This is a genomic window from Pseudoduganella violacea (genome assembly GCF_014191875.1).
Taxonomy (GTDB): domain Bacteria; phylum Pseudomonadota; class Gammaproteobacteria; order Burkholderiales; family Burkholderiaceae_D; genus Rugamonas; species Rugamonas violacea_A.
Genome location: NZ_JACHXD010000002.1, coordinates 258,755 through 282,123 on the forward strand (window position 1 = coordinate 258,755; position 23,369 = coordinate 282,123).

The window sequence follows — 23,369 nt, forward strand, 5'->3', positions numbered from 1 at the left end:
ATCAATGCTCCGTAGCTTCGTCGGCGCGGTTCTCGTGCAAGCGCCATTCGATAAAGGTTTTCAGCGCCAGCGTCACCAGGGCCAGCAGGGCCAGCAGGGACGCCACGGCAAAGGCGGCGGCGAAGTTGTACTCGTTGTAGAGAATCTCCACCTGCAGCGGCATGGTGTTGGTCTCGCCGCGGATATGGCCGGATACCACCGACACCGCACCGAACTCGCCCATGGCCCGCGCATTACACAGGATCACGCCGTACAGCAGACCCCATTTGATATTCGGCAGCGTCACGCGGAAGAAGGTCTGCCAGCCGGACGCGCCCAGCACCACGGCCGCCTCCTCTTCCTCATTGCCCTGCGCCTGCATGAGCGGAATCAGCTCGCGCGCCACAAACGGGAAAGTGACGAAGATGGTCGCCAGCACGATGCCCGGCACGGCGAACAGGATCTTGATGTCGTGTTCCTGCAGCCAGGGGCCGAACCAGCCCTGGGCGCCGAACAGCAGCACATAGATCAGGCCCGAAATCACCGGCGACACCGAGAACGGCAGGTCGATCAGCGTCAGCAGCAGGCTCTTGCCGCGGAATTCGAACTTGGCGATGCACCACGACGCCGCCACGCCGAAGATCAGGTTCAAGGGCACGGCGATGGCCGCCGTCAGCAAAGTCAGTTTGATGGCCGAGATGGCGTCGTCTTCCACGATGGCGTGGACATAGGTTTCCCAGCCTTTTTTCAGCGCCTCGGCGAACACCGCCACCAGCGGCACGAACAGGAACAGCGTGAGGAAGGTCAGCGCCACGGCGATCAATACGCCGCGCACCCAGACCGGTTCCAGCACATCGGGTGCCGAAGGCAGCTCGCCACGGCGTGGCGTCGATACAGGTGCGCCGCTCATTTCTTGCCTCCCTTGCCGCGCGCCCAGGCTTGCAGCAGATTGATCGCCAGCAGCAGGAAGAAGGACACCACCAGCATCACCACCGCGATCGCGGTCGCGCCGGCATAGTCGTATTGTTCCAGCTTGGTGATGATGAACAGGGGCGTAATCTCCGACACCATCGGCATATTCCCGGCGATGAAGATCACCGAACCGTATTCGCCGGTGGCGCGCGCGAAGGCCAGCGCGAAGCCGGTCATCAGCGACGGCAGGATGGTGGGGAAGACCACGCGGATAAAGGTTTGCAGCGCGCTGGCGCCCAGGCTGGCCGCCGCTTCTTCGAGCTCGCGCTCCGCGTCCTCCAGCACCGGCTGCACCGTGCGCACCACGAAAGGCAGGCCGATGAAGGTCAGCGCGATCACCACGCCGATCGGCGTGAACGCCACCTTGATGCCCAGCACGCCCTCGATGAAGCGGCCGAACCAGCCATTGGAGGAATACAGGGCCGTCAGCGTGATGCCGGCAACGGCGGTCGGCAGCGCGAAAGGCAGGTCGACCAGCGCATCGATCAGGCGCTTGCCGGGGAAGTGATAGCGCACCAGCACCCAGGCCACGATGCCGCCGAAAATCACATTGACGAAGGCGCCGATCAGGGCCGCGCCGAAGGTCAGGCGGTAGGAGGCCACCACGCGCTCGGACGAGACGGCGCTCCAGAAACCCTCCCAGCTCATGGTAAACGTTTTCAGGAACACGGCCGACAGCGGGATCAGGACGATCAGCGTCAGGTAAAAGATGGTGAAGCCAAGCGAGAGATTAAAGCCCGGCATCACCCGATACGGTGCGCTCCTGGCTGGGGCTGGCGCCGGCACTGAAGCCGGCAAAGCGACTGCTGACATAGGGCTCCCTCTTATTACATTTCCAGATAATAGGGCCGCATAATCGCATTGCCGCGTTATAAAACAAACTAACCTTTTGTCATTTGCTTAGATGCCAAAACCGGGGTTGCCACAAAAAACCCACCCCATACCGCCGAGCCCGTGTCCACCTTGGTGCCTGGCACCAAGGTGGACACGGGCTCGGCCGCAAAAAAAAAAAGACGCCCCGCGGGGCGTCCAAGCTGAACCCACTCAGCAAAGCCTTATTTGTTCGGTTGCGGGGTCACGCGCAGGTAGGGGCGGGCCGCGGTATAGCCTTTCGGGTATTTTTGCTTGATCACTTCCGGGTCTTGCACGGTCAGCGGGATGATGACATCGTCGCCGTCTTTCCAGTTGCCGGGCGTGGCCACGGTGTGGGCATCGGTCAGTTGCAGGGCGTCGATCACGCGCAGCACTTCGTCGAAGTTGCGGCCGGTGCTCATCGGGTAGGTGATGGACAGGCGCACTTTCTTGTTCGGGTCGATCACGAACAGGGAGCGCACGGTGGCGGTCACGGATTGTTCGGGGTGGATCATGTCGTACAGCACCGAAACCTTCTTGTCGGAATCGGCGATGATGGGGAAGCCGACCACGGTTTTCTGAGTTTCTTCGATGTCCTTGATCCATTCCTTGTGGGCTTCGGCCGGATCGACCGACAGGGCAATCGCTTTCACATTGCGCTTGTCGAATTCCGGTTTCAGCTTGGCGGTCAGGCCCAACTCGGTGGTGCAGACCGGGGTGAAGTCGGCCGGGTGCGAGAACAGCACAACCCAGGAATTGCCTGCCCATTCGTGGAACTTGATTGGTCCGATCGAGGAGTCTTGTTCGAAATCCGGCGCGGTGTCGCCAAGGCGTAAAGTCATAATGGTCTCCTAAGATGATTAAACAGACAACAGCCGCTCATTGTGCACACGTTCCGCCAATATTTGCAATTGGCGCTGGCCGAAAATCCAGTCGCCCAAGCCGGATTCGGAGTTGATATGCCCTAGAGCGCCGCCGTCGATAAATTCGCTGCCCCAGCGTTTGGCCCACAGCGCGGCGCGCGCGGCCGACATCCAGGGATCGTTGGTGCTGGCGATCATGATGGAGGGACAGGGCAGCTTTTCATGCGGCAGCAAATGCGTGACGCCGAATTTTTCGGGATCGGCCGGCGCCACCAGCAGCACGCCGGCCACCAGGTGCGGATCGCGCGCCAGGCTGTAGGCCGTGGTCAGGCTGCCGAAGCTGTGCGCCACGATCAGCGTGGGGCGCGACTGTTCGGCGCGCACCGTGTCCAGGCGCGCGCCCCAGGTCGGCAAGTGGGGATCGTCCCAATTCTCCTGCTCGACGCGGCGAAAGCTCGGATACAGGCGCAGCCAGCGGCTCTGCCAATGATCCGGCCCGCTATTGTTCAAGCCCGGCGCCACCAGAACCCGATAGTGCGAAAGCAAGCTGGCTGCCATATGCCCTCCCCTGGTGGATTACTTGCTTGGCTGGTAGATCTGGTCGAACACGCCGCCATCGGCGAAGTGGGTCTTCTGCGCCTTGTCCCAGTCGCCCGCCACCTGCGAGATCGTGAACAGCTTCACATTCGGGAATTGGGCGGCGTATTTCTTCGCTTCCTTCTCCACGGTCGGACGGTAGTAGTTCTTGGCGATCAGCTCCTGCGCCGCATCGGTGTAGAGGAAGCTCAGATACGCTTCGGCCACCTTGCGCGTGCCGCGCTTGTCGACCACCTTGTCGACGATGGCGACCGGCGGTTCGGCCAGGATGCTGACGGAAGGCGCGACGATTTCCACCTTGTCCGGACCCAACTCCTTGATCGCCAGCAGGGCTTCGTTTTCCCAGGCCAGCAGCACGTCGCCGATGCCGCGCTCGACGAAGGTGGTGGTGGCGCCGCGCGCACCGGAATCGAGCACCGGCACGTTCTTGTACAGTTTTTTCAGGTAGTCGCGCGCCGAGGCTTCATTGCCGCCCGGCTGGCGCAGGGCGTAGCCGTAGGCGGCCAGGTGGTTCCAGCGCGCGCCGCCGGAAGTTTTAGGATTCGGAGTGATGACGGCGATGCCCGGTTTCACCAGGTCGCCCCAGTCCTTGATGCCTTTTGGATTGCCCTTGCGCACCAGGAAAACGATGGTCGAGCTGTAAGGCGTGGAGTTATGGCCCAGGCGTTTTTGCCACTCTTTGTTGAGCAATCCTTTTTCGGCGATGGCATCGATATCGTAGGCCAGCGCCAGCGTCACCACATCGGCTTCCAGGCCGTCGATCACGGCACGGCCCTGCTTGCCCGAGCCGCCATGCGACTGCTTGATCTTCACATTGTCGCCGGTGCGCGCTTTCCAGTCTTTGGCAAAGGCGGCGTTCACATCCTGGTACAGTTCCCGCGTCGGGTCGTAGGACACATTGAGCAGGTTCACATCGGCGGCGAACGCAGGCAGAACAGCGGAAGCAAAGGCAGCAGCAGCAAAGATTTTCTTGGACAGCATCAGGATTCCCCTTTGAATTGGAAGCCTCAGGATACTGTCACCGTTTATAAAAGCGAACTAAGGATTTGGAAGTTTTATATACCCCAAACTTATATAGCCGGCCTGGCGCTCAATAAAAGCGGTTGAACAGCACCACCGCCCAGGTGGCGCCGGCCAGCAGGCAGGCCAGCAGCACTGCTGCACTGCCAAAATCCTTGGCATTCTTCGACAGCGGGTGACGATCCAGCGAAATGCGGTCGACCACGGCTTCAATGGCCGAGTTGATCAGTTCCACGATGAGCACCAGCACCAGCACGCCGATCAGCACCAGTTTCTGGAAGGCCGAGACCGGCAGGAACATGGCGATAATGCCGCCGAAAACAAACAGCATCAACTCCTGGCGGAAGGCGTGCTCGTGGCGCCAGGCCGATTTCAAGCCGTCCACGGAATAAAAGAAGGCGGAGAGGATGCGCTTCAAACCGCTTTTGCTTTTGAATTCGCTGACGGGCTGTTCCATGTTGCTATGCTCGCTGATCTCGGATGGTTCGGTGCGCCATTATGCCTGGGCGTGAGTATTTATTCACACTTTCCAGACACCAATATGACACAGAATTCCCATTTTTTTCACATCATGGTATAAAGGCAGTACCGAATACTGCACTGCACCAACCGCATCATGAAAATTGAATCCGTCCCGGAACAAAAGACCACCATTCAGGTAATCGAGCGCATGGTGGCCTTGCTGGACGCCTTGGCCAAATATCCCGACCCGGTGAGCTTGAAGGAATTATCCAAGGTTTCCGGCTTGCATCCCTCGACCGCCCACCGCATTCTCAACGATATGGTACTGACCCGCTTCGTCGACCGCGTCGAACCGGGCACTTACCGCCTCGGCATGCGCCTGCTGGAACTGGGCAATGTGGTCAAGAGCCGGCTTTCCGTGCGCGAAGCGGCGCTCGATTTCATGCGCTCCCTGCACAAGAAAACCCAGCAGACCATCAATCTGTCGGTGCGCCAGGGCGACGAGATCGTCTACATCGACCGCGCATTTTCCGAGCGTTCCGGCATGCAGGTGGTGCGCGCCATCGGCGGCCGCGGTCCGCTGCACCTGACTTCGACCGGCAAGCTGTTCCTGTCGGTGGACGAGCCGAAAGCCATCCGCGCCTATGCCACGCGCACCGGCCTGGCCGGGCACAACAAGAATTCGATCACGGATTTGAGCAAACTGGAGCGGGAACTGAGCCTGGTGCGCGCGCGCGGCTATGCGCGCGACAATGAGGAGCTGGAGCTGGGCGTGCGCTGCATGGCGGCCGGCATCCGCGACGATTCGGGCAAGTTGGTGGCGGGCCTGTCGATCTCGGCCCCGGCCGACCGTCTGCAGGAAGAGTGGCTGGAAGACCTGGTGCAAACCGCCAACCAGATCTCCGCCACGCTCGGTTACATGCCTGCTGCCGAGTAAGAAGTATTGACGGCCGGGCTGGCCGCCGTGGAGGTGGAGAAGCCCGGTGGTTTCAAGGCGCTCAGCCATTTGCGCATGCGCAGCGCATCGGCCGCGCGCGCGGCCGAACCCTTGGCGTCGAGCAGTACCATGATCACTGCACGCCCTTCCACCACGGCCTGCATCATCAGGCAACGGCCCGCTTCATTGATGAAGCCGGTTTTCTGCAAGCCGATTTCCCAGCCCGAATTGGGCGCCACCAGACGGTTGGTGGTGCCGAACAGCATGGGACGGCCATTCGCTTCCACCACCGCTTTCGGCGCCGTCGAATATTCGCGCAGCAGCGGATGCTCGTAAGCGGCCTGGGCCAACTTGGCCAGGTCGCGCGCGCTCGCCACATTGTTTTTCGACAAGCCGCTGGAATCGACGTAATGGGTTTCGCTCATGCCCAGCTGGCGCGCCTTGGCGTTCATCGCCTCGACGAAGGCCGGCAAGCCGCCCGGGTAATTGTGGCCCAGCGCCGAGGCGGCGCGGTTTTCCGAACTCATCAGGGCGATATGCAGCATATCGCGCCGGCTCAGCTGGGAACCGACTTTCAGGCGCGAGCTGCTGAACTTGGCGCGGTCGACGTCGTCCTCGCTCACGGTCAGCATTTCATCCATGTCCTGGTTGGCTTCCACCACGACCAGCCCGGTCATCATCTTGGTGATGGAGGCGATCGGCAGGGCCACATTGGCATTCTTTTCGAACAACACTTCGGAATTGGCCTGGTCCAGCACCAGGGCCACATTCGATTTCAGGTCGAGCGGATCGCGCGTCAGGTTCAGGCCGGCAAGATCGCCGACGGTGGGACGGGCGGGAATGGCATCGCCCACACTCACCACGCGCTGGTAGACAACCTTGCGCTTGCCGCGCACCATCACCACGCGCTTGACCATACGTGGTTCATCGGCGGCGGCCTGGCGGCGCACGCTGGCCTTGTTCTTCTTGACGCTGACAGCCTTCGCCCCGTGCTTGGCCGGAGCGGCCGCCACGGGCAGGGAAATGAAGAGCGCGGAAATCAAGGCGCTGATTGCAAGTTTATACATTCGATTTTCCCCAGTACGGAAGAGAAGGTCCTACGTTGCAGTGTAACAAAACACTGCTCCAGCGCAAGCAAAATTAAGGTTGGCGGCACTAGAATTTGCCAAAGAGCAAGACACAATGTTCATTCTTTGACGTTGGCGCGCAACGGCTTATTTACTCCGCAAATTTAACAAATTCAGCAACGGGGACTCTCTCGGTCACTAGCGTATTTTCAATCTTGCTTAGATCAGCATATCCCAGCGCCATGCCGCAGACTACTGTTTCGTTGTCGGGCAGCCGCAAATATTCGCTGATAATCCGGTGATATTGGGTGAACGCCGCTTGCGGGCAGGTGTCCAGCCCCCGGCCGCGCGCCGCCACCATGATGTTCTGCAAGAACATGCCGTAGTCCAGCCAGGAACCCTGCTCCATGATGTTATCGATGGTAAAGATCAGCCCCACCGGCGCATCGAAGAAAGCGTAGTTGCGGCCGTGCTGGGCCGCCATGCCGGCCTTGTCCTCGCGCGTCAGGCCCAGCAGCGCGTACAGATCCCAACCCACCTTGCGGCGCCGGTCGATATACGGCGACACCCATTGGCGCGGGTAATAGGCATATGGCTCGGTATGGGTGGCGGCCTGGAGTGGGTCATGGTAAGCCTCCAGGATGCGGCTACTCAGCTCTTCCTTGGCCGCGCCCGTCAGCACATGCACGCGCCAGGGCTGGACATTGGTGCCGGACGGCGCGCGCGCCGCCACTTGCAGGATTTGTTCGATGTCTTCGCGCGCCAGCGGCGTCGGCAGGAAGGCGCGGATCGAGCGGCGCGAGGTGATGGCGGCGTCGACCGCCTGCTGTTCGGGACTGGAAATCATGCTTGCATTCTCTTTAGTTTTTGGATGGACGCACAACGAAGACCACGCCCAGCACGGCCAACGCCATGCCGGCCAGGCCCAGCAGATTGAAAACCTCGCCGAACAGCAGCCAGGCCATCAGGGCGGTGGTGGGCGGGGTCAGATACATCAAGCTCGTGACCTGGGTGGCGTCGCTGCGGCTGATCAGGGCGAACAGCAGGAAGATGGCGCCGATCGACAGCGCCAGCACCGACCAGGCCCAGGCGCCGAGGAATTGCGGCGTCCACTGCACCATGGCGAAATCCCAGCCCAGGCCTTCGAGCGCCACGGCAAAGGGCAGCAGCACCAGGACGGAGGCCGAGAACTGGATCACCGTGCCGCTGCGCAAATCAAAGCGCGGACAGAAATGTTTTTGATACAGCGTGCCAATTGTCATCGCCAGCAACGCGCCCACGCACAGTGCCACGCTCTGCCAGCTCAAGCCGACCAGCGTGATCTTGGCCGCCACCACCAGCCCCACGCCCGCCAAGCCGCACACCAGGCCTAGCCACTGGCGTGGCCGCACCTTCTCGCCCAGCAGGGGCGCGGCAAAAGCCGTCAAGATCGGTTGCATGCCGACGATCAGGGCCGACAAGCCGGCCGGCATGCCCAGCTTGATCGCGCACCACACCCCGCTCAGATAACCGGCCTGGACCAGGATGCCGGCCACGGCGATATGGCCCACCCTCCCCCTCGGCCACGGCGCTTTCAGCAGCACAATGGCGGGCACCAGGATCGCCAGCACGCCGAGAAAACGCAGCAGCAGGAAGGTCAGCGGTGGCGCGTAGGGCAAACCATACTTGGCCACAATGAAACCCGTACTCCACAGAAAGACGAAAAACAGCGGCACCGGCGAGAGCAAAGCCGAGGCGGGGCTGGCTGTAGAGGTGTCGGACATGGCGGCTAGCAAGCTGGAAACAGGACAGGCAGTCTAACACGGCAGCGTCCAGCCTCCTCCGCTTCGCTGCAGCGCTGCATTTTTGCCTGACTCAAACCTTGCCCTAGCAAGAAAAAACCCTGTAACAACAAGTATTTAATGCCTTTGTGCAACGCACAAAATATTCCTTGACATCTTTTCCCAGTTCCGTAAAATTGGGTTTGTTGCGTTGCACAATTTGTTGTTCGGCCCTGAAAAACCGTTTTACGCTTCATTGCAGGTAGCAAACAGCGTATTCAATCAACGACTATTTACTTACTGGAGAGTTAAATGTTTTCGATTCCTGAGCAATTTTCCAATGCGACCAAGGCCAATTTCGAGAGCCAGTTCGCCATCTTTTCCTCGCTGACCAACAAAGCCTTCGAAGGCGTTGAGAAGTTTGTCGACCTGAACCTGACCGCCGCCAAAGCCTCGCTGGAAGAGTCCGCCGTCACCGCCAAGCAACTGCTGGCTGCCAAAGACCCGCAAGAATTCTTCTCGCTGACCGCTGCTCAGGCCCAGCCGACCGCTGAAAAAGCCATCGCCTATGGCCGTCACCTGGCCTCGATCGCTTCCGGCACCCAAGCCGAGTTCAGCAAAGCCGCTGAAACCCAGATCGCCGAAACCAACCGCAAAGTAATCTCGCTGGTGGAAGAAGTGAGCAAAAACGCCCCAGCCGGCACCGAAAACGCCGTGGCTCTGTTCAAATCGGCCCTGGGCAGCGCCCATGCCGGCTACGAGCAATTCACCAAAACCGCCAAGCAAGCCGCAGAAACCGTGGAAGCCAACCTGAGCGCCGCCGTGAACCAATTCACCGCCGCCGCCGCCAAGGCTGCCCCAGCTGCCGCCGTCAAAAAGCAAGCTTAAACGGAAGGCCTTCGGGCCTCCCCGCTGTCCAAAGGTCTCCTCGGCATCCGTGGTTTCCTCTCCAGCGGATGCTTTCTTCTGCCCCGGGTTCCATCCCGGGGCTTTTTTTCGCCCCTCCTTTACGCCAAATCAACCAATGTCCCACCCTGGTGTCAGGCACCAAGGTGGGACATTTGCTGATTTAGATCAAAGAATGTCCGACTCTGGTGCCTGACACCAGGGTGGGACATTGTTTGCGCTAGATCAAACGGTGCGCCGTCTATTTTTTCAGGCCGGCTTGCACGGCTTGCCAGAAGCTGGCGTCTTCCATGCCCAGCGCGTAGACCGAGGTGCCGCCTAGGCCGTAGGCGTTGACGAGGCTGGCTTTCAGCGTGATGCTCTGGGCGTTTTCGGTCCAAACCGTGCGCTGCAGGCCGTCGCTGGCGGTGTAGCTGAAGGTCAGGGAATTGCTGCCGATGTCGTAGCGCGGTGTGATGCCGTGCTGCTTCAACATGCCGGGAATGGCATTCCAGAACACTTGCCTGCCATTGCCGGCCGCAACCCAGTCATAGCCATAGGCCGGCAGACCGTTCAAGATGCGCTCGGCGGGTACTTTGGCGACCGCATAGTCGAGCGCATCTTCCATCCATCCCGAACTGGCAACCGGTGCGGGATCCCAGGCCGGAATAGCCTGGTCGTATGTCATGATCTGGAGGTAGTCGACGGCGCGGCCGAGGGCGGCCAGATCGAAAGCCTGGTTGTACTCGTGGTTCTCGTCCACGGCCGAGAACGCCGGCACGCTGATGATCAGCTTCAGGCCGTTCGCATGCAGCACCGTGCCCAGTTCGGCCATGAAGGCGCTGAGGTTGGCACGGTCATCCTTGTTGACGTTTTCGAAGTCGATATTGATGCCGGCAAAGCCGTTCTTCTTGGCGAAAGCCAGCAGATTGGCAATGGCCGTCTTGCGGAAGGTGCCGGTCACGCCGTGCGCGATGGCTTGGCTCCAATCGCCGTCCACGTTCGAGATGCAGCCGTAAATCGGGATCTTTTTCGACTTCAGGAAGGCAATCGCGTTCGACGGCGCCGGATCGCCATTGCCCACCACCACGCCCTCGGCCGTGATATTCCAGTAGTCGATCGCGACGGCATTGAAGTTGGCGTAGTGCGTGGTCAGCGCCTTGTAGTTATTGGCATAGCCGGAGTAATAGGCCAGCACCATCTTGGCCGGCGCTGCGCGCTGCGGGGCGGCAGCACTGCGCGTGCCTTCCACACCCGTCTTGCCGCCGGCCGGCGCATTGTCGCCGCCGCAGCCGGCCAGCAGCGCAGCCAGCACCGTGGCCGAAAAGATCATCTTGCTTTGCATAGTCATCCCTTGAATGGCAAAACATCACCTTAGCAACATTTCCTTACAGCAATATTAAATCGCGCCGCATTGGACTCCAGTTTACATTTAATCCAAAACGAGATAATCTGTAAAAATGCAAAGCAAAGACCACGACCACCTGATCGAGCAACTGCAGCACATCGCCGCCGGCCTGGGCCAGACCCTGGCCCCGTTCTGCGAAGTGGTGCTGCACGATCTGCGCGACCCGCACAGCACGGTGCTGGCCATCCACAACAATCTGTCGGGCCGCCAGCCCGGCGACCCGGCCACCGAATTGGGCCTGGCGCGCATCGCCGACCCGGCCTATCCGCAAGTGCTGGCCAACTACCCCAACCACTTCCCCGATGGACGGCAAGCCAAGAGCACCTCGATCGGCATCAAGGACGACGAAGGCAACTACGTCGCCGCCCTGTGCATGAACGTCGACCTGAGCCTGTTCCGCAGCCTGCATAGCCTGCTCGGCCAGTTCGGCAGCGTGGACGCCAACGCCGCTATCCAGGAAAGCCTGGACCCAGCCGGCGCCGACGCCATCCGCGCCCGCATCGACCAGTTTGCCGCGCGCCTGGCCACCACGCCGCGCGCGCTCAAAGCCGACGAGCGCCGCAACCTGCTGCGCGAACTGAAAAGCGCGGGCCTGCTCGATCTGCGGCGCGCCATGGAAATCACCGCCCAGCATCTGGGCGTCTCACGTGCCACGGTGTACAACTATGCGAAGTAACGCCCGCCTGCTCCTGCTCGACCGCGACCAGGTCGCCGCCCTGCTGCATCCCGACGCCGTGCTGGACGCGGTGCGCGAAGCCTTCCTGCTGCACCAGCAGCGCGCCGGCCGCATCTTCCCCTTGGTGCGCGAAGCGCTGCCGGGCGGCGCCGTCTTCGGCATCAAGGCCGGCGATGTGCCGACCCAAGGCCTGCTCGGCTACAAGGCGGCCGGCTTCTGGCCCGCCAACCGCAATGCGGGCGGCGACGCGCACCAGGCCACCATCCTGCTGCACGATCCCGCCACGGGCCGGCCGCAATGCCTCATCGACGGCAACGCCGTCACCACCGAGCGTACCGCTGCGGCGGGCGCCTTGGGCCTGCAGGCGCTGGCCCGCGCCGATGCCAGCCGCCTGTGCGTCTTCGGCACCGGCGTGCAGGCGCGCGCCCAGCTCGACTACGCGCTGCGCGCCCTGCCCGGCCTGCGCCAGGTGCGCTACCTCGCTTCCGATGCGCGCCGCGACAGCGCCTTCGAAGCCGCGTTCGCGCAGCGCTGCGATATCGCGCCCGGCGTCAGCGCCGATGCCGCCGTGGCAGACAGCGACATCGTCATCACCACCACGCCAAGCAAAACGCCTTTATTTGCAGCCGATGCGGTGCAGCCAGGCACCCACCTGAACGCTGTCGGCGCCGACACGCGCGGCAAGCGCGAGCTGCCGCCTCGCTTGCTGGAACGCGCCCATCTCTGGGCCGACGATCTGGCGCAAGCGCGGCAAGTGGGCGAGCTGCAATGGGCGCCCGCGTTGCCCGCCGAGGAAATCGGCGCGCTGCTGGCGCAAGCTGGCCAGCGTCCGGCGCACGACAGCATCACGATTTTTGATATGACAGGCCTTGCCCTGCAAGACTTGACGGTGGCGCGCATGCTGTACCGGCGCGCCGTAACGGAAGGCGCGGGCAGCAGCATCGCCTGGCCCTGGTAAATACGAAAGGAAAGCAATGAGCGAACTGATACTGCCCACTTACGAAGATGTCGCAGCGGCCGCGCGCCGCATCGAAGGCCATGCCCACCGCACGCCGGTACTGACCTCGCGCACCGTCAACGAAGAACTGGGCGCCGAAGTCTTCTTCAAATGCGAAAACCTGCAGCGCATGGGCGCCTTCAAATTCCGCGGCGGCTTCAACGCCCTGTCGAAATTCGACGCGCAGCAGCGCAAGGCCGGCGTCGTGGCTTTCTCGTCCGGCAACCACGCGCAGGCGATTGCCCTGGCGGCGCGGATACTGGACATCCCTGCCACCATCATCATGCCGCACGACGCGCCCGAATCCAAGGTCGCCGCCACGCGCGGCTACGGCGCCAGCGTCATCATCTACGACCGCTACAAGGAAGACCGCGAGCAGATCGGCCGCGACTTGGCGCAGAAACATGGCATGACCCTGATTCCGCCCTACGACCATCCCGACGTCATCGCCGGCCAAGGCACCGCCGCCAAGGAATTGTTCGAGGAAGTGGGCCAGCTCGACGCCCTGTTCGCGCCGATGGGCGGTGGCGGCCTGACGTCCGGCAGCCTGCTCTCGGCACGCGCGCTGTCGCCGCAATGCAAGGTTTACGGCGTCGAACCCGAAGCCGGCAACGATGGACAGCAATCCTTCCGCAGCGGGAAGATCGTCCACATCGACACGCCGCAAACGATCGCCGACGGCGCCCAGACCCAGCACCTGGGCAACTACACCTTCCCCATCGTGCTGCGCGAAGCGACCGATATCCTGACCGCCAGCGATGCAGAGCTGGTCGACGCCATGCGCTTCTTCGCCGCCCGCATGAAGCTGGTGGTCGAGCCCACCGGCTGCCTCGGCTACGCCGCCGCGCGCAAGATGAAAGAACAGTTAAAAGGCCAGCGCATCGGCATCATCCTCAGCGGCGGCAACATCGACCTGCCCCGCCTCGCCGCCCTGCTCGCCACCAACGTTTGATCAAAATCAAAAAATGTCCCACCCTGGTGTCAGGCACCAGGGTGGGACATTTGCTGATCTAGATCAAAGAATGTCCTACTCCAGTGCCTGACACCAGGGTGGACATTTTTTGCGCTGGATCAAAGGGCTATTCGCCGAGGTAGGCGGCTTTGACGCGGGGGTCGTGCAGCATGTCGTCGGCGTTGCCGGTCATGGTGATCTGGCCGGAATCCATCACGTAACCGCGGTCGGCGGCTTCCAAGGCGAGCTTGGCGTTCTGCTCGACCAGCAGGATGGTGATGCCTTCTTTCGATACATTCCGGATCACTTCGAAGATCTTGTCGACCATGATCGGCGACAGGCCCATCGACGGCTCGTCGAGCAGCAGCAGCTCTGGATGGCACATCAGCGCGCGCGCCATCGCCAGCATCTGCTGCTCGCCGCCGGACAGGGTGCCGGCCAGCTGCGCCGAGCGCTCTTTCAGGCGCGGGAAAATGTCGTACCACTTGGCGATGTCGGCTTCCACGCCGGCCTTGTCGTCGCGCGTGTAGGCGCCCATCATCAGGTTTTCGTGGATGGTCATGCGGGTGAACACGCCGCGTCCTTCCGGCACCATGGCCAGCTTTTTTTCGACCAGGTGGAAGGACTTGCTGCCTTTCAGCGACTGGCCCATATAGCTGATCGTGCCTTCGACCTTGCAGTCGGGCAGCGTGCCGGTGATGGCTTTCAGCGTGGTGGTCTTGCCGGCGCCGTTGGCGCCGATCAGCGTCACCAGCTCGCCCTTGTTCACTTCCAGATCGATGCCTTTGACTGCCTTGATGCCGCCATACGCGACCTTCAGTCCCGCTACTTTCAGAACATTGGCACCCATTAGTGCGATCCTCCCAGATAGGCGTCGATGACGGCCTGATTGCTTTGTATTTCCGCCGGCAGCCCTTCGGCGATCGGCTTGCCGTATTCGAGCACGGTGATGCGGTCGCACAGGCCCATCATCAGCTTGACGTCGTGCTCGATCAGCAGCACGGTCTTGCCTTCGGCCTTGATCTTGACCAGCAGCTCGCGCAAGGCCAGCTTTTCGGTGGCGTTCATGCCGGCCGCCGGTTCGTCCAGCGCCAACAGCTGCGGATCGGTGGCCAGGGCGCGCGCGATTTCCAGGCGGCGCTGGTCGCCGTACGAGAGGTATTTGGCGGTGCGGCTGGCGAACTGGCCGATGCCGACGAAGTCCAGCAGTTCTTGCGCGCGGCGGCGGATCGAGGCCTCCTCTTCGCGCGCGGCCTTGTGGCGGAAGATGGCGCCGAACACGCCCTGGTGCGAGCGCACATGGCGGCCCACCATCACGTTTTCCAGCGCCGTCATCTCGCCGAACAGGCGGATGTTCTGGAAGGTGCGCGCGATGCCGGCCTTGGCCACGGCATGCGGGGCGGAAGGCGAATAAGGCTTGCCCGCCAGTTCGAAGGTGCCGGTATCCGGCTGGTACAAGCCGGTGATCACATTGAAGAAAGTGGTCTTGCCCGCGCCGTTGGGACCGATCAGGCCATAGATCTGGCCGCGCATGATCTTGATGCCGACATCTGTCAGCGCCTGCAGGCCGCCGAAGCGCTTATTGACGCCGGCGATATTCAAAAGGACTTCATTGCTCATGTCTACTATCCTCACGCCGCGATCACGCCGCTCGATTGCTGTTTGGTGTCGGAGTCCGCGTCGGGACGGTCTTCATGCTTGGGCGCGGGCCAGATGCCGGCCGGACGGTACAGCATGATGCACACCAGGGCCAGGCCGTACAGCAGCTGGCGCAGCACTTCGGCTTCGATCAGCACATGGCCGAACATGGCTTCCTGCGCCGGCTCCACCACATGGCGCAGCACTTCAGGCAAGGCCGCCAGCAGCGCGCCGCCCAGCACCACGCCGGGGATGTGGCCGATGCCGCCCAGGACTACCATGGCCAGCACGGCGATCGATTCATTGAGCGCGAACGATTCGGGCGAGACGAAGCCCTGGAAGGAGGCGAACATGGCGCCGGCCACGCCGCCGAAGCTGGCGCCCATGGAGAAGGCCAGCAGCTTGACGTTGCGGGTATTGATGCCCATGGCCTTGGCGGCGATTTCGTCTTCGCGGATGGCGACCCAGGCGCGGCCCAGGCGCGAGTGCTTGAGGCGCGCGGTGACGAAGATGGTGACGATGGTCAGCAGCAGGAACAGGAAGTAGTAGGCGTTCACCGAGGGCATGGAGAAGCCGCCCAGCACCACCGTCGCGCGCGAACCCGGCTCGCCCGCCAGCGACAGGCCGAACACGCGGATCGGGTCGATCAAGTTGATGCCCTGCGGGCCGTTGGTGAAGTTGATCGGCTCGTTCAGATTGTTCATGAAGATGCGGATGATCTCGCCGAAGCCCAGGGTCACGATGGCCAGGTAGTCGCCGCGCAGCTTCAGGGTCGGCGCGCCCAGGATGGCGCCGAACAGGCCCGCCAGCGCCGCCGCCAGCGGCACGATGAACCAGACCGAGAGGTGGATGCCGCTGGTGCGGATCTCTTCGCCCAGCATGACGGCCAGCGCCTCGCCGAAGGCCGGGTGCATATTGATCAGCGATTCGAGCAAGGTGGCGAATTGCGGCGAAGCCAGGATACCGGTCATGTAGGCGCCCACCGCGTAGAAGGCGATATAGCCCAGGTCGAGCAGGCCGGCAAAGCCGACCACGATGTTCAGGCCCAGGGCCAGCATGATGTAGAGCAGGGCCAGGTCCACGATGCGGACCCAGGAATTGCCGAAGGGGGCCGCCGCGAACGGGAAGATAATCATCAGCGCCAGCACCACGGCCATGCTGGTGTAGGCCTTGGTGCGGTTCTTTTGCAGGTCGAAATTCAGGAGTGCCATTTGTGTCCTCTTGTCTTTCTGCGCTCAGGCGCGGTCGGCGACGCGCTCGCCCATGATGCCGGAAGGACGCACGGTGAGCACCAGGATCAGCACCACGAAGGCGAAGATGTCCTGGTAGTGGCTGCCGAGGAAGCCGCCCGTCAATTCGCCGATATAACCGGCGCCCAGGCTTTCGATCACGCCCAGTACCAGGCCGCCGATCATGGCGCCGTAGATATTGCCGATGCCGCCCAGGACCGCCGCCGAGAAAGCTTTCAGGCCCGGCACCGTGCCCATGGTGTATTGGATGGTGGCGTAATTGGCGCCCCACATCACGCCGGCCACGCCGGCCAGCGCCGCGCCGATGGCGAAGGTGGCGACGATGACCTTGTTCGAATCCACGCCCATCAGACCGGCCACGCGCGGGTTTTCGGCCACGGCGCGCATGGCGCGGCCCATGCGGGTTTTCTCGACCAGCAGCACGAGGCCGACCATGGACAGGGTGGCCAGCACCAGCAACAGCACCTGGGTCTGGCTGATGACGGCGCCGCCGATCATGATCGGTTCGGTCGGCAGCACTTGCGGGAAGGGCAGCGGATTGCGCTTCCAGATCATCATGGCGAAGGTTTGCAGCAGGATCGACACGCCGATGGCGGTGATCAGGGGCGCCAGGCGCGGTGCATTGCGCAGGCGGCGGTAGGCGATGCGTTCGATCAGGATGTTGACCAGCATACAGGCCGGGATGGCGCCGATGATGGCGATGGCCAGCTGGACATAGCCAGGCAGGCCGGGCGCGTACACGCCGAGTAAATGCAGGATGGACATGCCGATCATGGCGCCGATCATCAGCACGTCGCCATGGGCGAAGTTGATCAGGTTCAGGACGCCATACACCATCGTGTAACCGAGGGCGACCAGCGCATACATGCTGCCCAGCACCAGGCCGTTGAGAATTTGTTGGATAAAGGTATCCATCGTGAGATTGCCCCTTCAGTTCGCGTTGTGTGAAACACTGCTGCGGCTGCGTAAGAAAAACGGCACCAGGGGATGAACCCCATGGTGCCGCCGTTTGACGCCGCCTGTCCGGCCAGATGCCGCTGGCCGGTCCTGCATCCATCTACTGCGATATCCCTACTGCACCTTGGCCGCGCCGGCTTTTTTCCGCATTTGGCAGAAAAAGGTCGAAACGACAATCTTCCATGACTTCGCCAATCATAGCGAGGTTCACAAAAAACTAATACTTAAAATACGGGGACACCGCCAAATTATATTCACACAACCGAAGCGGACCGCAACACGATTCAGGCCGAGGCGCTCTTGTTTCCTTCCAGACCCTTAGGCAGCGGGAACGTCACCGCTTCCTGCACCCCGTCCAGCGGCCGCACGCTTTTCGCGCCCAGCTCCTTGAGACGGTCGATCACGGCCTGCACCAGCACTTCGGGCGCCGAGGCGCCGGCGGTGACGCCGACGCGCTGGCGGCCTTCGAGCCAGGCGGCGTCGATCTGGGCCGCGTTGTCCACCATATAGGCGGGCGTACCCTTCTTCTCGGCCACTTCGCGCAGGCGGTTGGAATTCGAGCTATTCGGACTGCCGACCACAATGACCACTTCCACTTGCGGCGCCATGAACTTCACGGCTTCCTGGCGGTTGGTGGTGGCGTAGCAGATGTCCCCTTTTTTCGGCTCGATGATATGCGGGAATCGCTGTTTCAGGGCCGAAATGATGTCAATAGTGTCGTCTACTGACAACGTTGTCTGGGAGACATACGCCAACTGCTCGGGATTCTGCACGTTCAAGGTGGCCACATCGGCCACCGTTTCCACCAGATACATGCCCGCTTCGGTCTGGCCCATAGTGCCTTCCACCTCGGGATGGCCGTCGTGGCCGATCATGATGATCTCGCAACCCTGCTTGCGCATCTTGGCCACTTCCACGTGCACCTTGGTGACCAGCGGGCAGGTGGCGTCGAAGATGCTCAGGCCGCGCGCCTCGGCTTCCGCGCGCACCGCCTTGGACACGCCGTGGGCCGAGAACACCAGGGTGTTGCCGGCCGGGACATCGTCCAGCTCCTCGATGAAGATGGCGCCCTTGGCGCGCAGGTCGGCCACCACATAGGCGTTGTGCACGATCTCGTGACGCACATAGATCGGCGCGCCGAACTGCTGCAGCGCGCGCTCCACGATTTCGATGGCGCGGTCCACGCCGGCGCAAAAGCCGCGCGGCTGGGCCAGGAGGATTTCTTTTTCCATAGTGTTTTACAGCACCGAGATAAGGTTCACTTCAAAACGCAGCGGCTGGCCGGCCAGCGGGTGGTTGAAGTCGAAGAGGCATTCCGTCTCGCCCAACTCGCGCAGCACGCCGGCAAAGCGGCCGCCACCCGGCGCGTTGAACTCGACCAGGTCGCCGACCTTGTAATCGGCGTCGGCGGCCGAGTTTTCATCCAGGGTGGCACGCGAAACGACGCGCACCAGCTCCGGATTGCGTTCGCCGAAGCCTTGGCCGGCGACCAGGTCGAAAGTCTGGTGCGTGCCTTCCGGCAGGCCCAGCAGGAGTTCTTCCAGCACCGGCGCCAGTTGGCCCTGGCCCAGCATCAGCGTGGCCGGGGTGCCGTTAAAGGTGGTGACAATGTCCTGGCCGTCCAGCGTGGCCAGACGGTAATGGAGAGTGAGGTAAGCCGATTTGGTGACGACTGCAGTTTGCGCGTTAGACATGGCGTTTCAGTGAGCTTGCAAACCAGTATTGTAAGCCAGCTTGCGCGCCAAGAGCGCAGCCGGCTGCCATCCAGGCTGCGCTTCTTTAATTTCCATTCAGAAATAGCGACCACCAATTTGATTATAATGGCAAGTTTCACCCGTCTCCGGTTGTCGAAATTGCAGAACTCTTCCCCGCGCTCCCATCTGCCCCGTTTGCAAGGCTTGCCCCTGCTCGCCCTGATTGGCGGCTTTGCCGCCCTGGCCCTGGCCCTGATGTGGTGGCGCTGGGGCGGCACGGTGGAGGATTCGCTGGCGTATTACGACACGGCGCGCTACCTGCGCGGCGACATTCCGGTGGGCGAGCTGCGCGCGCCCTTCCCTTACCGCCTGCTGGTACCGGCGCTGGCGGCGCTGGCGCCGGGCGAGCTGCATAACAGCTTTGCCACGCTCAACTGGTTGTTCATCACGGCCGCCGCCGTGATGACCGCGCTCACCGTGCAGCGCCTGCAATTGGGCCGCCAGCGCGCCATCGTGGGCGGCCTGCTGCTCATCGTATCGGTGCCGACCATCTGGTACGCGCCCTATCTGCTGGTCGACCCGGGCGCCATCTGCGCCCGCGCCGCCTTTGTGCTGGCCGTGGTTTCGGGCCAACCCTGGCTGGCGGCGGGCGCCGGCATCCTGGCCACCGCCGTGCGCGAGGAAAATATCGTGTTGCTGTTCTGGCTGCTGGCGGCGCGCCAGATTTCACTCGGCGCCGGCCTGCTCGCGCTGGCGACGGCGGGCGGCTGGCTGCTGGCCGTGCGCTGGTGGCTGATTCCCGGCCTGCCCAGCTATGTGTGGACGCCCAGCGTGCAAACGCTGCTCAATGCCCTGCTCGACGTGCGCTCACTGGCCTCGATCGCCGCCGCCATCAGCGTGGTGCTGCCGCTCGCCCTGCTCGGCATGCGCCAGGCGCCGCCCGCCCTGCGTCCCTTGAAAAGCCTGCTCCTGCTGCTGGCCTTGCCGCCACTGTACGCGGCGCTGTCGGTGCGCGTGGATGGGCGCGCGGTGTGGAGCTTGTATCCGCTGCTGATCCCCTTCGCCATGTGCTGGCGGCAAGCGCCAGCCAGCCCTCCGGCCTGAACGGCGGTCTTGGAGGTATACTGCTGCCCGGCCCGCCGGCCGCCCCTTCTTTTTCACGTACAAACCCATGACACCTATTCTGAGCGGTTATTTTTGGAGCGTCCTGGCCTCCCTGGCCAGCGCCATGGCCACCCTATTAATCAAACTATCACACCAGGAAGATGCCGGCTGGACGCTGAGCCGCCTGGCCTATCTGGGCGGCGCCTGCGGCACCTATGGCCTGGGTTTCATCTGCTATAGCATCGCCCTGCAGCGCTTGCAGATCAGCCTGGCCTACCCGCTGATGACGGCCTTCACCATGCTGCTGGTGATGCTGATCGGCTTTGTCATGCTGGGCGAAAACCTGAGCCCGACCCGCCTGGCCGGCGCCGGCCTGATCGTTGTCGGCGCCTTCGTGCTGTCGCGTTCCTGAAGTCTTTGCAAGCCCAGGCTTGCGCCGCTTCAAAACCCCTTCCCTGAGGGGCCGCCATAATTGCCTTCTTCCACCAAGCAGGAGGCGATATGGGTATTGCAGACTGGCCGGAACAGCAACGGCCGCGCGAACGCTTGATCCGGCACGGCGCGCAAGCACTGTCCGATGCCGAGTTGTTGGCCGTCTTCCTGCGCGTGGGCGTGCGCGGCAAGAACGCGGTGGAACTGGGGGCCGACACCCTGCGCCATTTCGGCTCCCTGCGCGCCCTGTGCGGCGCCGGACTCCAGGAGTTTTGCCGCATCCCCGGCCTGGGCGGCGCCAAGTTCGCCCAGCTGCAGGCCGTGATGGAATTGGCGCGGCGCGCCATCAATGAAGAATTGCAAAGCGGCCATGCCCTGGCCTCGCCCCAGGCGGTCAAGGAATATCTGCGCCTGGCCATGGCCAGCCAGCCCCACGAATCCTTCCACGTGCTCTTTCTTGACGTCAAGAACCGCCTGATCGCGGCGCGCGAAATGTTTCGCGGCACCTTGACCCATACCAGCGTCTATCCGCGTGAAGTGGTGCGCGAGGCGCTCAACCAGAACGCCGCCAGCGTCATGCTGGCGCACAACCATCCTTCGGGCACGGCCGATCCCAGTGAGTCCGATCTGCGGCTGACGCGGGCGCTGGCCCAGGCGCTGGCCCTGGTCGATATCCGCGTGCTCGACCATTTCGTGGTGGCCGGCCCGGCCGTGCATTCCTTCGCCGAACATGGGCAGATTTGACGGTTTACCGTTATGAAACAAGGCGTTGGCGCAGGCAAGGATAAATGTTAAATTTTTTCATTGTTGCGAGACACATTTGTTTTTCGCAAGTGATTGAAAAAGCAGAGTTTTTTCTATATACTCTTGTTTTTTCCAATTTCGGAAGTTACCAAAGGAGTGCACCATGGCACGTGTTTGCCAAGTCACTGGGAAGAAGCCGATGGTCGGCAACAATGTTTCCCATGCAAACAACAAAACCAAACGTCGTTTCCTGCCTAACCTGCAGAACCGTCGCATTTTTGTTGAATCTGAAAACCGCTGGGTCTCCCTGCGTCTGTCCAACGCCGGTCTGCGCGTGATCGACAAAGTCGGCATCGACGCCGTGCTGGCCGACATGCGCGCTCGTGGCGAAAAAGTCTAAATAGGGAGCTATCATGGCAAAAACTGGCCGCGACAAAATCAAGCTGGAATCGACCGCAGGTACCGGTCACTTCTACACCACCACCAAAAACAAGCGCACCATGCCGAGCAAAATGGAGATCATGAAGTTCGATCCTAAAGCTCGCAAGCACGTGACGTACAAAGAAACCAAGATCAAATAATCGATCTGCGTTCCGCAAAAACCGCTCTCTGGAGCGGTTTTTTTATGCCCGGCATATTAAGTCCGAAGGCGCATCGATATAGTTATCGAACTAGAAATGAGTTCGTTCAAACCATTTGCTGACGCGATTTTCACCCGCGCTCAGAGGTAACCCACCGCGCCCGGCCCTTGCGCTGGCCAAGTGCCCATTCAGCCGAGATCAATCAAACGCCGAATCTTCGGGTCAAATAAAAACGGCCCCGAAGGGCCGTTAGCTTTAAGCGACGCGATTATCAAGCGTAGCTGCGCAGGCGCAGGGAGAATTCCTGCAGCGATTTAATGCCGGAGGCTTCGGCGCGTTCGCACCAATCCTGCAGTTTCTGCAGCAGCTGGTCGCGGGTGAAATGGGAACGCTCCCAGATCACGCCCAATTCGACGCGCATATTGTGCATGGTTTCCAGCGCCTTACTATGCTGGAACAATTCGATTAATTGTTCCTTCTGCGGCGCTTCCAGCTTGCCCGGTTCGCGCTGCAGCAGCTTGCGCGAGGATTTCAGGAAGCGGTTTTCCAGCTGCGCCTTTTCCTTCAGGTGCTCCAGTTCTTCCTTCCAGGCATGCTTGATGGACTTGGCATATTTCGCCATCACATCGTAGCGGTTGGAGATCACCGACTGCAGGGTGTCGAAGTCGGCCTGCACCTTGCCGGGAGCAAACTTCGGCACGGGCGGCAGTTTCTTGACCTTGGCCAGGCCCACCATTTCCATCATGCGGATATAGCCCCAGCCGATATCGAATTCATACCATTTCGACGACAGCTTGGCCGAGGTCGCATACGTATGGTGATTATTGTGCAACTCCTCGCCGCCGATGATCAAGCCCAGCGGGATGATATTGGTGGCCGCATCCGAGCAATCGAAATTGCGGTAGCCCCAGTAGTGGCCGATGCCATTGATGATGCCGGCGGCGGTCACGGGAATCCACAGCATCTGCACGCCCCAGACGGACACGCCTTTCACGCCGAACAGCAGCAGGTCGACGATCAGCATCAGGGCCACGCCCTGCCAGCTGAAGCGGGTGTACAGATTGCGCTCGATCCAGTCGTCGGGCGTGCCGTGGCCGTATTTGTCCAGGGTTTCCTGGTTCTTGCTTTCCGCACGGTACAGCTCGGCGCCTTCCCAGAAGACTTTCTTGATGCCGCGCGTGACCGGGCTGTGCGGATCTTCCTCGGTATCGCATTTGGCGTGGTGCTTGCGGTGGATCGCGGCCCACTGCTTGGTCACCTGGCCGGTGGTCAGCCACAGCCAGAAGCGGAAGAAGTGGCTGGGGATCGCATGCAGCTCCAGCGCGCGGTGCGCCTGGTGGCGGTGCAGATAGATCGTGACGGCGGCGATGGTGATGTGGGTGACGATCAGCGTAAAGGCGACGGTCTGCCAGCCGGAAAAGCCGGTCAGGCCTTGATCGATGAATTGAAGTACTGCGTGTAAGCTGAAATCCATTACTGCTCCAGAGTGAAGTCCCATCCCAGCCTTGGGCGGCCGGTGTTCTCAGTGTTTCTTGGCGCAAT

Annotated in this window: 27 protein-coding genes; 10 read left to right on the forward strand and 17 right to left on the reverse strand. The window is 61.8% G+C overall.

Annotated elements, in window-relative coordinates; translation table 11 throughout:
* Nucleotide 1: 1 nt before the first annotated feature.
* The 6 genes from cysW to FHS03_RS04265 form a co-directional block, all read right to left on the reverse strand.
* Nucleotides 2-889: a sulfate ABC transporter permease subunit CysW gene (cysW, locus tag FHS03_RS04240; RefSeq protein ID WP_183439769.1), complete on the reverse strand. Its 888-nt coding sequence runs from the start codon at nt 887-889 to the stop codon at nt 2-4.
* On the reverse strand, nt 886-1,764 hold the full coding sequence (cysT, locus tag FHS03_RS04245; RefSeq protein WP_183439770.1) for a sulfate ABC transporter permease subunit CysT: 879 nt from the start codon (nt 1,762-1,764) through the stop codon (nt 886-888). The genes cysW and cysT overlap by 4 nt, the downstream gene beginning before the upstream one ends.
* A 242-nt stretch (nt 1,765-2,006) precedes the next feature.
* A complete protein-coding gene (locus FHS03_RS04250) occupies nt 2,007-2,645 on the reverse strand; it encodes a peroxiredoxin (protein WP_183439771.1) in 639 nt (212 codons plus the stop codon).
* 18 nt (nt 2,646-2,663) lie between these two features.
* A complete protein-coding gene (locus tag FHS03_RS04255; protein WP_183439772.1) occupies nt 2,664-3,224 on the reverse strand; it encodes an RBBP9/YdeN family alpha/beta hydrolase in 561 nt (186 codons plus the stop codon).
* Between the two features lie 18 nt (nt 3,225-3,242).
* The gene (locus FHS03_RS04260) at nt 3,243-4,244 is read right to left on the reverse strand and encodes a sulfate ABC transporter substrate-binding protein (protein ID WP_183439773.1); all 1,002 of its coding nucleotides are present in this window, start codon (nt 4,242-4,244) and stop codon (nt 3,243-3,245) included.
* Between the two features lie 109 nt (nt 4,245-4,353).
* Entirely contained in the window at nt 4,354-4,740 is a 387-nt protein-coding gene (locus tag FHS03_RS04265) for a diacylglycerol kinase (protein WP_050411874.1), read from the reverse strand.
* Nucleotides 4,741-4,899: 159 nt separating this feature from the next.
* On the opposite strand from FHS03_RS04265, the gene FHS03_RS04270 reads away from it, so the two are divergent.
* Nucleotides 4,900-5,682 (forward strand): IclR family transcriptional regulator, encoded by a 783-nt coding sequence (locus tag FHS03_RS04270; RefSeq protein ID WP_183439774.1) that lies wholly within the window; start codon nt 4,900-4,902, stop codon nt 5,680-5,682.
* On the opposite strand, the gene FHS03_RS04275 is transcribed toward FHS03_RS04270, so the two are convergent.
* The 3 genes from FHS03_RS04275 to FHS03_RS04285 form a co-directional block, all read right to left on the reverse strand.
* Nucleotides 5,661-6,749, reverse strand: a complete 1,089-nt coding sequence (locus FHS03_RS04275) for a serine hydrolase (protein WP_183439775.1) — start codon at nt 6,747-6,749, stop codon at nt 5,661-5,663. The two genes, FHS03_RS04270 and FHS03_RS04275, sit on opposite strands and share 22 nt — an antisense overlap.
* Nucleotides 6,750-6,900: 151 nt before the next feature.
* Nucleotides 6,901-7,596 carry a nitroreductase gene (locus tag FHS03_RS04280; RefSeq protein WP_183439776.1) on the reverse strand — a complete coding sequence of 232 codons (696 nt, stop codon included), beginning with the start codon at nt 7,594-7,596 and terminating at the stop codon, nt 6,901-6,903.
* 13 nt (nt 7,597-7,609) lie between these two features.
* The gene (locus FHS03_RS04285; protein WP_183439777.1) at nt 7,610-8,512 is read right to left on the reverse strand and encodes a DMT family transporter; all 903 of its coding nucleotides are present in this window, start codon (nt 8,510-8,512) and stop codon (nt 7,610-7,612) included.
* A gap of 309 nt (nt 8,513-8,821) precedes the next feature.
* On the opposite strand from FHS03_RS04285, the gene phaP reads away from it, so the two are divergent.
* Nucleotides 8,822-9,397 (forward strand): TIGR01841 family phasin, encoded by a 576-nt coding sequence (gene phaP / locus FHS03_RS04290; RefSeq protein WP_050411869.1) that lies wholly within the window; start codon nt 8,822-8,824, stop codon nt 9,395-9,397.
* A 259-nt stretch (nt 9,398-9,656) separates the two neighbouring features.
* Here phaP and FHS03_RS04295 read toward each other — a convergent pair whose 3' ends face one another.
* A complete protein-coding gene (locus FHS03_RS04295; protein ID WP_183439778.1) occupies nt 9,657-10,739 on the reverse strand; it encodes a glycosyl hydrolase family 18 protein in 1,083 nt (360 codons plus the stop codon).
* A 115-nt stretch (nt 10,740-10,854) separates the two neighbouring features.
* Between FHS03_RS04295 and FHS03_RS04300 the strand changes: the two genes are divergently transcribed.
* From FHS03_RS04300 to FHS03_RS04310, 3 genes are read left to right on the forward strand one after another with little or no spacing between them, the layout of a single operon-like run.
* Entirely contained in the window at nt 10,855-11,478 is a 624-nt protein-coding gene (locus tag FHS03_RS04300) for a helix-turn-helix transcriptional regulator (RefSeq protein WP_183439779.1), read from the forward strand.
* The gene (locus tag FHS03_RS04305; RefSeq protein ID WP_183439780.1) at nt 11,468-12,436 is read left to right on the forward strand and encodes an ornithine cyclodeaminase family protein; all 969 of its coding nucleotides are present in this window, start codon (nt 11,468-11,470) and stop codon (nt 12,434-12,436) included. The genes FHS03_RS04300 and FHS03_RS04305 overlap by 11 nt, the downstream gene beginning before the upstream one ends.
* A 16-nt stretch (nt 12,437-12,452) precedes the next feature.
* The gene (locus tag FHS03_RS04310) at nt 12,453-13,427 is read left to right on the forward strand and encodes a threo-3-hydroxy-L-aspartate ammonia-lyase (protein WP_183439781.1); all 975 of its coding nucleotides are present in this window, start codon (nt 12,453-12,455) and stop codon (nt 13,425-13,427) included.
* A gap of 127 nt (nt 13,428-13,554) precedes the next feature.
* Here the strand turns inward: FHS03_RS04310 and FHS03_RS04315 are convergent, their stop codons facing one another.
* The 6 genes from FHS03_RS04315 to FHS03_RS04340 form a co-directional block, all read right to left on the reverse strand.
* A complete protein-coding gene (locus FHS03_RS04315; RefSeq protein ID WP_050411865.1) occupies nt 13,555-14,277 on the reverse strand; it encodes an ABC transporter ATP-binding protein in 723 nt (240 codons plus the stop codon).
* Complete coding sequence (locus FHS03_RS04320; protein WP_183439782.1) at nt 14,277-15,047, reverse strand: ABC transporter ATP-binding protein; 771 nt, start codon at nt 15,045-15,047, stop codon at nt 14,277-14,279. Before FHS03_RS04320 ends, FHS03_RS04315 begins: the two co-directional genes overlap by 1 nt.
* 11 nt (nt 15,048-15,058) lie before the next feature.
* Complete coding sequence (locus tag FHS03_RS04325; protein WP_183439783.1) at nt 15,059-16,276, reverse strand: ABC transporter permease subunit; 1,218 nt, start codon at nt 16,274-16,276, stop codon at nt 15,059-15,061.
* Between the two features lie 24 nt (nt 16,277-16,300).
* A complete protein-coding gene (locus tag FHS03_RS04330; protein ID WP_050411862.1) occupies nt 16,301-17,230 on the reverse strand; it encodes a branched-chain amino acid ABC transporter permease in 930 nt (309 codons plus the stop codon).
* Nucleotides 17,231-17,556: 326 nt separating this feature from the next.
* Complete coding sequence (gene ispH, locus FHS03_RS04335) at nt 17,557-18,504, reverse strand: 4-hydroxy-3-methylbut-2-enyl diphosphate reductase (RefSeq protein ID WP_183439784.1); 948 nt, start codon at nt 18,502-18,504, stop codon at nt 17,557-17,559.
* 6 nt (nt 18,505-18,510) lie between these two features.
* On the reverse strand, nt 18,511-18,966 hold the full coding sequence (locus tag FHS03_RS04340) for an FKBP-type peptidyl-prolyl cis-trans isomerase (RefSeq protein WP_183439785.1): 456 nt from the start codon (nt 18,964-18,966) through the stop codon (nt 18,511-18,513).
* Between the two features lie 159 nt (nt 18,967-19,125).
* Between FHS03_RS04340 and FHS03_RS04345 the strand changes: the two genes are divergently transcribed.
* From FHS03_RS04345 to rpmG, 5 genes are all read left to right on the forward strand, one after another.
* A complete protein-coding gene (locus FHS03_RS04345) occupies nt 19,126-20,070 on the forward strand; it encodes a hypothetical protein (protein ID WP_183439786.1) in 945 nt (314 codons plus the stop codon).
* Nucleotides 20,071-20,137: 67 nt separating this feature from the next.
* The gene (locus FHS03_RS04350) at nt 20,138-20,482 is read left to right on the forward strand and encodes a DMT family transporter (protein WP_260108596.1); all 345 of its coding nucleotides are present in this window, start codon (nt 20,138-20,140) and stop codon (nt 20,480-20,482) included.
* Nucleotides 20,483-20,571: 89 nt separating this feature from the next.
* Nucleotides 20,572-21,246 (forward strand): RadC family protein, encoded by a 675-nt coding sequence (gene radC / locus FHS03_RS04355; protein ID WP_183439788.1) that lies wholly within the window; start codon nt 20,572-20,574, stop codon nt 21,244-21,246.
* Nucleotides 21,247-21,409: 163 nt separating this feature from the next.
* Nucleotides 21,410-21,646, forward strand: coding sequence for a 50S ribosomal protein L28 (rpmB, locus tag FHS03_RS04360; RefSeq protein WP_008451488.1), 237 nt, complete (start codon nt 21,410-21,412; stop codon nt 21,644-21,646).
* A gap of 10 nt (nt 21,647-21,656) precedes the next feature.
* Complete coding sequence (gene rpmG / locus FHS03_RS04365) at nt 21,657-21,827, forward strand: 50S ribosomal protein L33 (protein ID WP_183440043.1); 171 nt, start codon at nt 21,657-21,659, stop codon at nt 21,825-21,827.
* A gap of 271 nt (nt 21,828-22,098) precedes the next feature.
* Here the strand turns inward: rpmG and FHS03_RS04370 are convergent, their stop codons facing one another.
* On the reverse strand, nt 22,099-23,301 hold the full coding sequence (locus FHS03_RS04370; protein ID WP_183439789.1) for a DesA family fatty acid desaturase: 1,203 nt from the start codon (nt 23,299-23,301) through the stop codon (nt 22,099-22,101).
* Between the last annotated feature and the right edge of the window lie 68 nt (nt 23,302-23,369).

Coding starts and splice junctions, on each gene's coding strand:
- FHS03_RS04315 (WP_050411865.1), bottom strand. CDS start 14,277: ATGGGTGCCAATGTTCTGAAAGTAGCGGGACTGAAGGTCGCGTATGGC.
- FHS03_RS04285 (WP_183439777.1), bottom strand. CDS start 8,512: ATGTCCGACACCTCTACAGCCAGCCCCGCCTCGGCTTTGCTCTCGCCG.
- FHS03_RS04310 (WP_183439781.1), top strand. CDS start 12,453: ATGAGCGAACTGATACTGCCCACTTACGAAGATGTCGCAGCGGCCGCG.
- FHS03_RS04350 (WP_260108596.1), top strand. CDS start 20,138: ATGACACCTATTCTGAGCGGTTATTTTTGGAGCGTCCTGGCCTCCCTG.
- FHS03_RS04250 (WP_183439771.1), bottom strand. CDS start 2,645: ATGACTTTACGCCTTGGCGACACCGCGCCGGATTTCGAACAAGACTCC.
- FHS03_RS04320 (WP_183439782.1), bottom strand. CDS start 15,047: ATGAGCAATGAAGTCCTTTTGAATATCGCCGGCGTCAATAAGCGCTTC.
- FHS03_RS04325 (WP_183439783.1), bottom strand. CDS start 16,276: ATGGCACTCCTGAATTTCGACCTGCAAAAGAACCGCACCAAGGCCTAC.
- FHS03_RS04370 (WP_183439789.1), bottom strand. CDS start 23,301: ATGGATTTCAGCTTACACGCAGTACTTCAATTCATCGATCAAGGCCTG.
- ispH (WP_183439784.1), bottom strand. CDS start 18,504: ATGGAAAAAGAAATCCTCCTGGCCCAGCCGCGCGGCTTTTGCGCCGGC.
- FHS03_RS04270 (WP_183439774.1), top strand. CDS start 4,900: ATGAAAATTGAATCCGTCCCGGAACAAAAGACCACCATTCAGGTAATC.
- FHS03_RS04275 (WP_183439775.1), bottom strand. CDS start 6,749: ATGTATAAACTTGCAATCAGCGCCTTGATTTCCGCGCTCTTCATTTCC.
- FHS03_RS04330 (WP_050411862.1), bottom strand. CDS start 17,230: ATGGATACCTTTATCCAACAAATTCTCAACGGCCTGGTGCTGGGCAGC.
- FHS03_RS04280 (WP_183439776.1), bottom strand. CDS start 7,596: ATGATTTCCAGTCCCGAACAGCAGGCGGTCGACGCCGCCATCACCTCG.
- radC (WP_183439788.1), top strand. CDS start 20,572: ATGGGTATTGCAGACTGGCCGGAACAGCAACGGCCGCGCGAACGCTTG.
- phaP (WP_050411869.1), top strand. CDS start 8,822: ATGTTTTCGATTCCTGAGCAATTTTCCAATGCGACCAAGGCCAATTTC.
- FHS03_RS04340 (WP_183439785.1), bottom strand. CDS start 18,966: ATGTCTAACGCGCAAACTGCAGTCGTCACCAAATCGGCTTACCTCACT.
- FHS03_RS04295 (WP_183439778.1), bottom strand. CDS start 10,739: ATGCAAAGCAAGATGATCTTTTCGGCCACGGTGCTGGCTGCGCTGCTG.
- FHS03_RS04260 (WP_183439773.1), bottom strand. CDS start 4,244: ATGCTGTCCAAGAAAATCTTTGCTGCTGCTGCCTTTGCTTCCGCTGTT.
- cysT (WP_183439770.1), bottom strand. CDS start 1,764: ATGTCAGCAGTCGCTTTGCCGGCTTCAGTGCCGGCGCCAGCCCCAGCC.
- FHS03_RS04305 (WP_183439780.1), top strand. CDS start 11,468: ATGCGAAGTAACGCCCGCCTGCTCCTGCTCGACCGCGACCAGGTCGCC.
- rpmB (WP_008451488.1), top strand. CDS start 21,410: ATGGCACGTGTTTGCCAAGTCACTGGGAAGAAGCCGATGGTCGGCAAC.
- FHS03_RS04300 (WP_183439779.1), top strand. CDS start 10,855: ATGCAAAGCAAAGACCACGACCACCTGATCGAGCAACTGCAGCACATC.
- cysW (WP_183439769.1), bottom strand. CDS start 889: ATGAGCGGCGCACCTGTATCGACGCCACGCCGTGGCGAGCTGCCTTCG.
- FHS03_RS04265 (WP_050411874.1), bottom strand. CDS start 4,740: ATGGAACAGCCCGTCAGCGAATTCAAAAGCAAAAGCGGTTTGAAGCGC.
- FHS03_RS04255 (WP_183439772.1), bottom strand. CDS start 3,224: ATGGCAGCCAGCTTGCTTTCGCACTATCGGGTTCTGGTGGCGCCGGGC.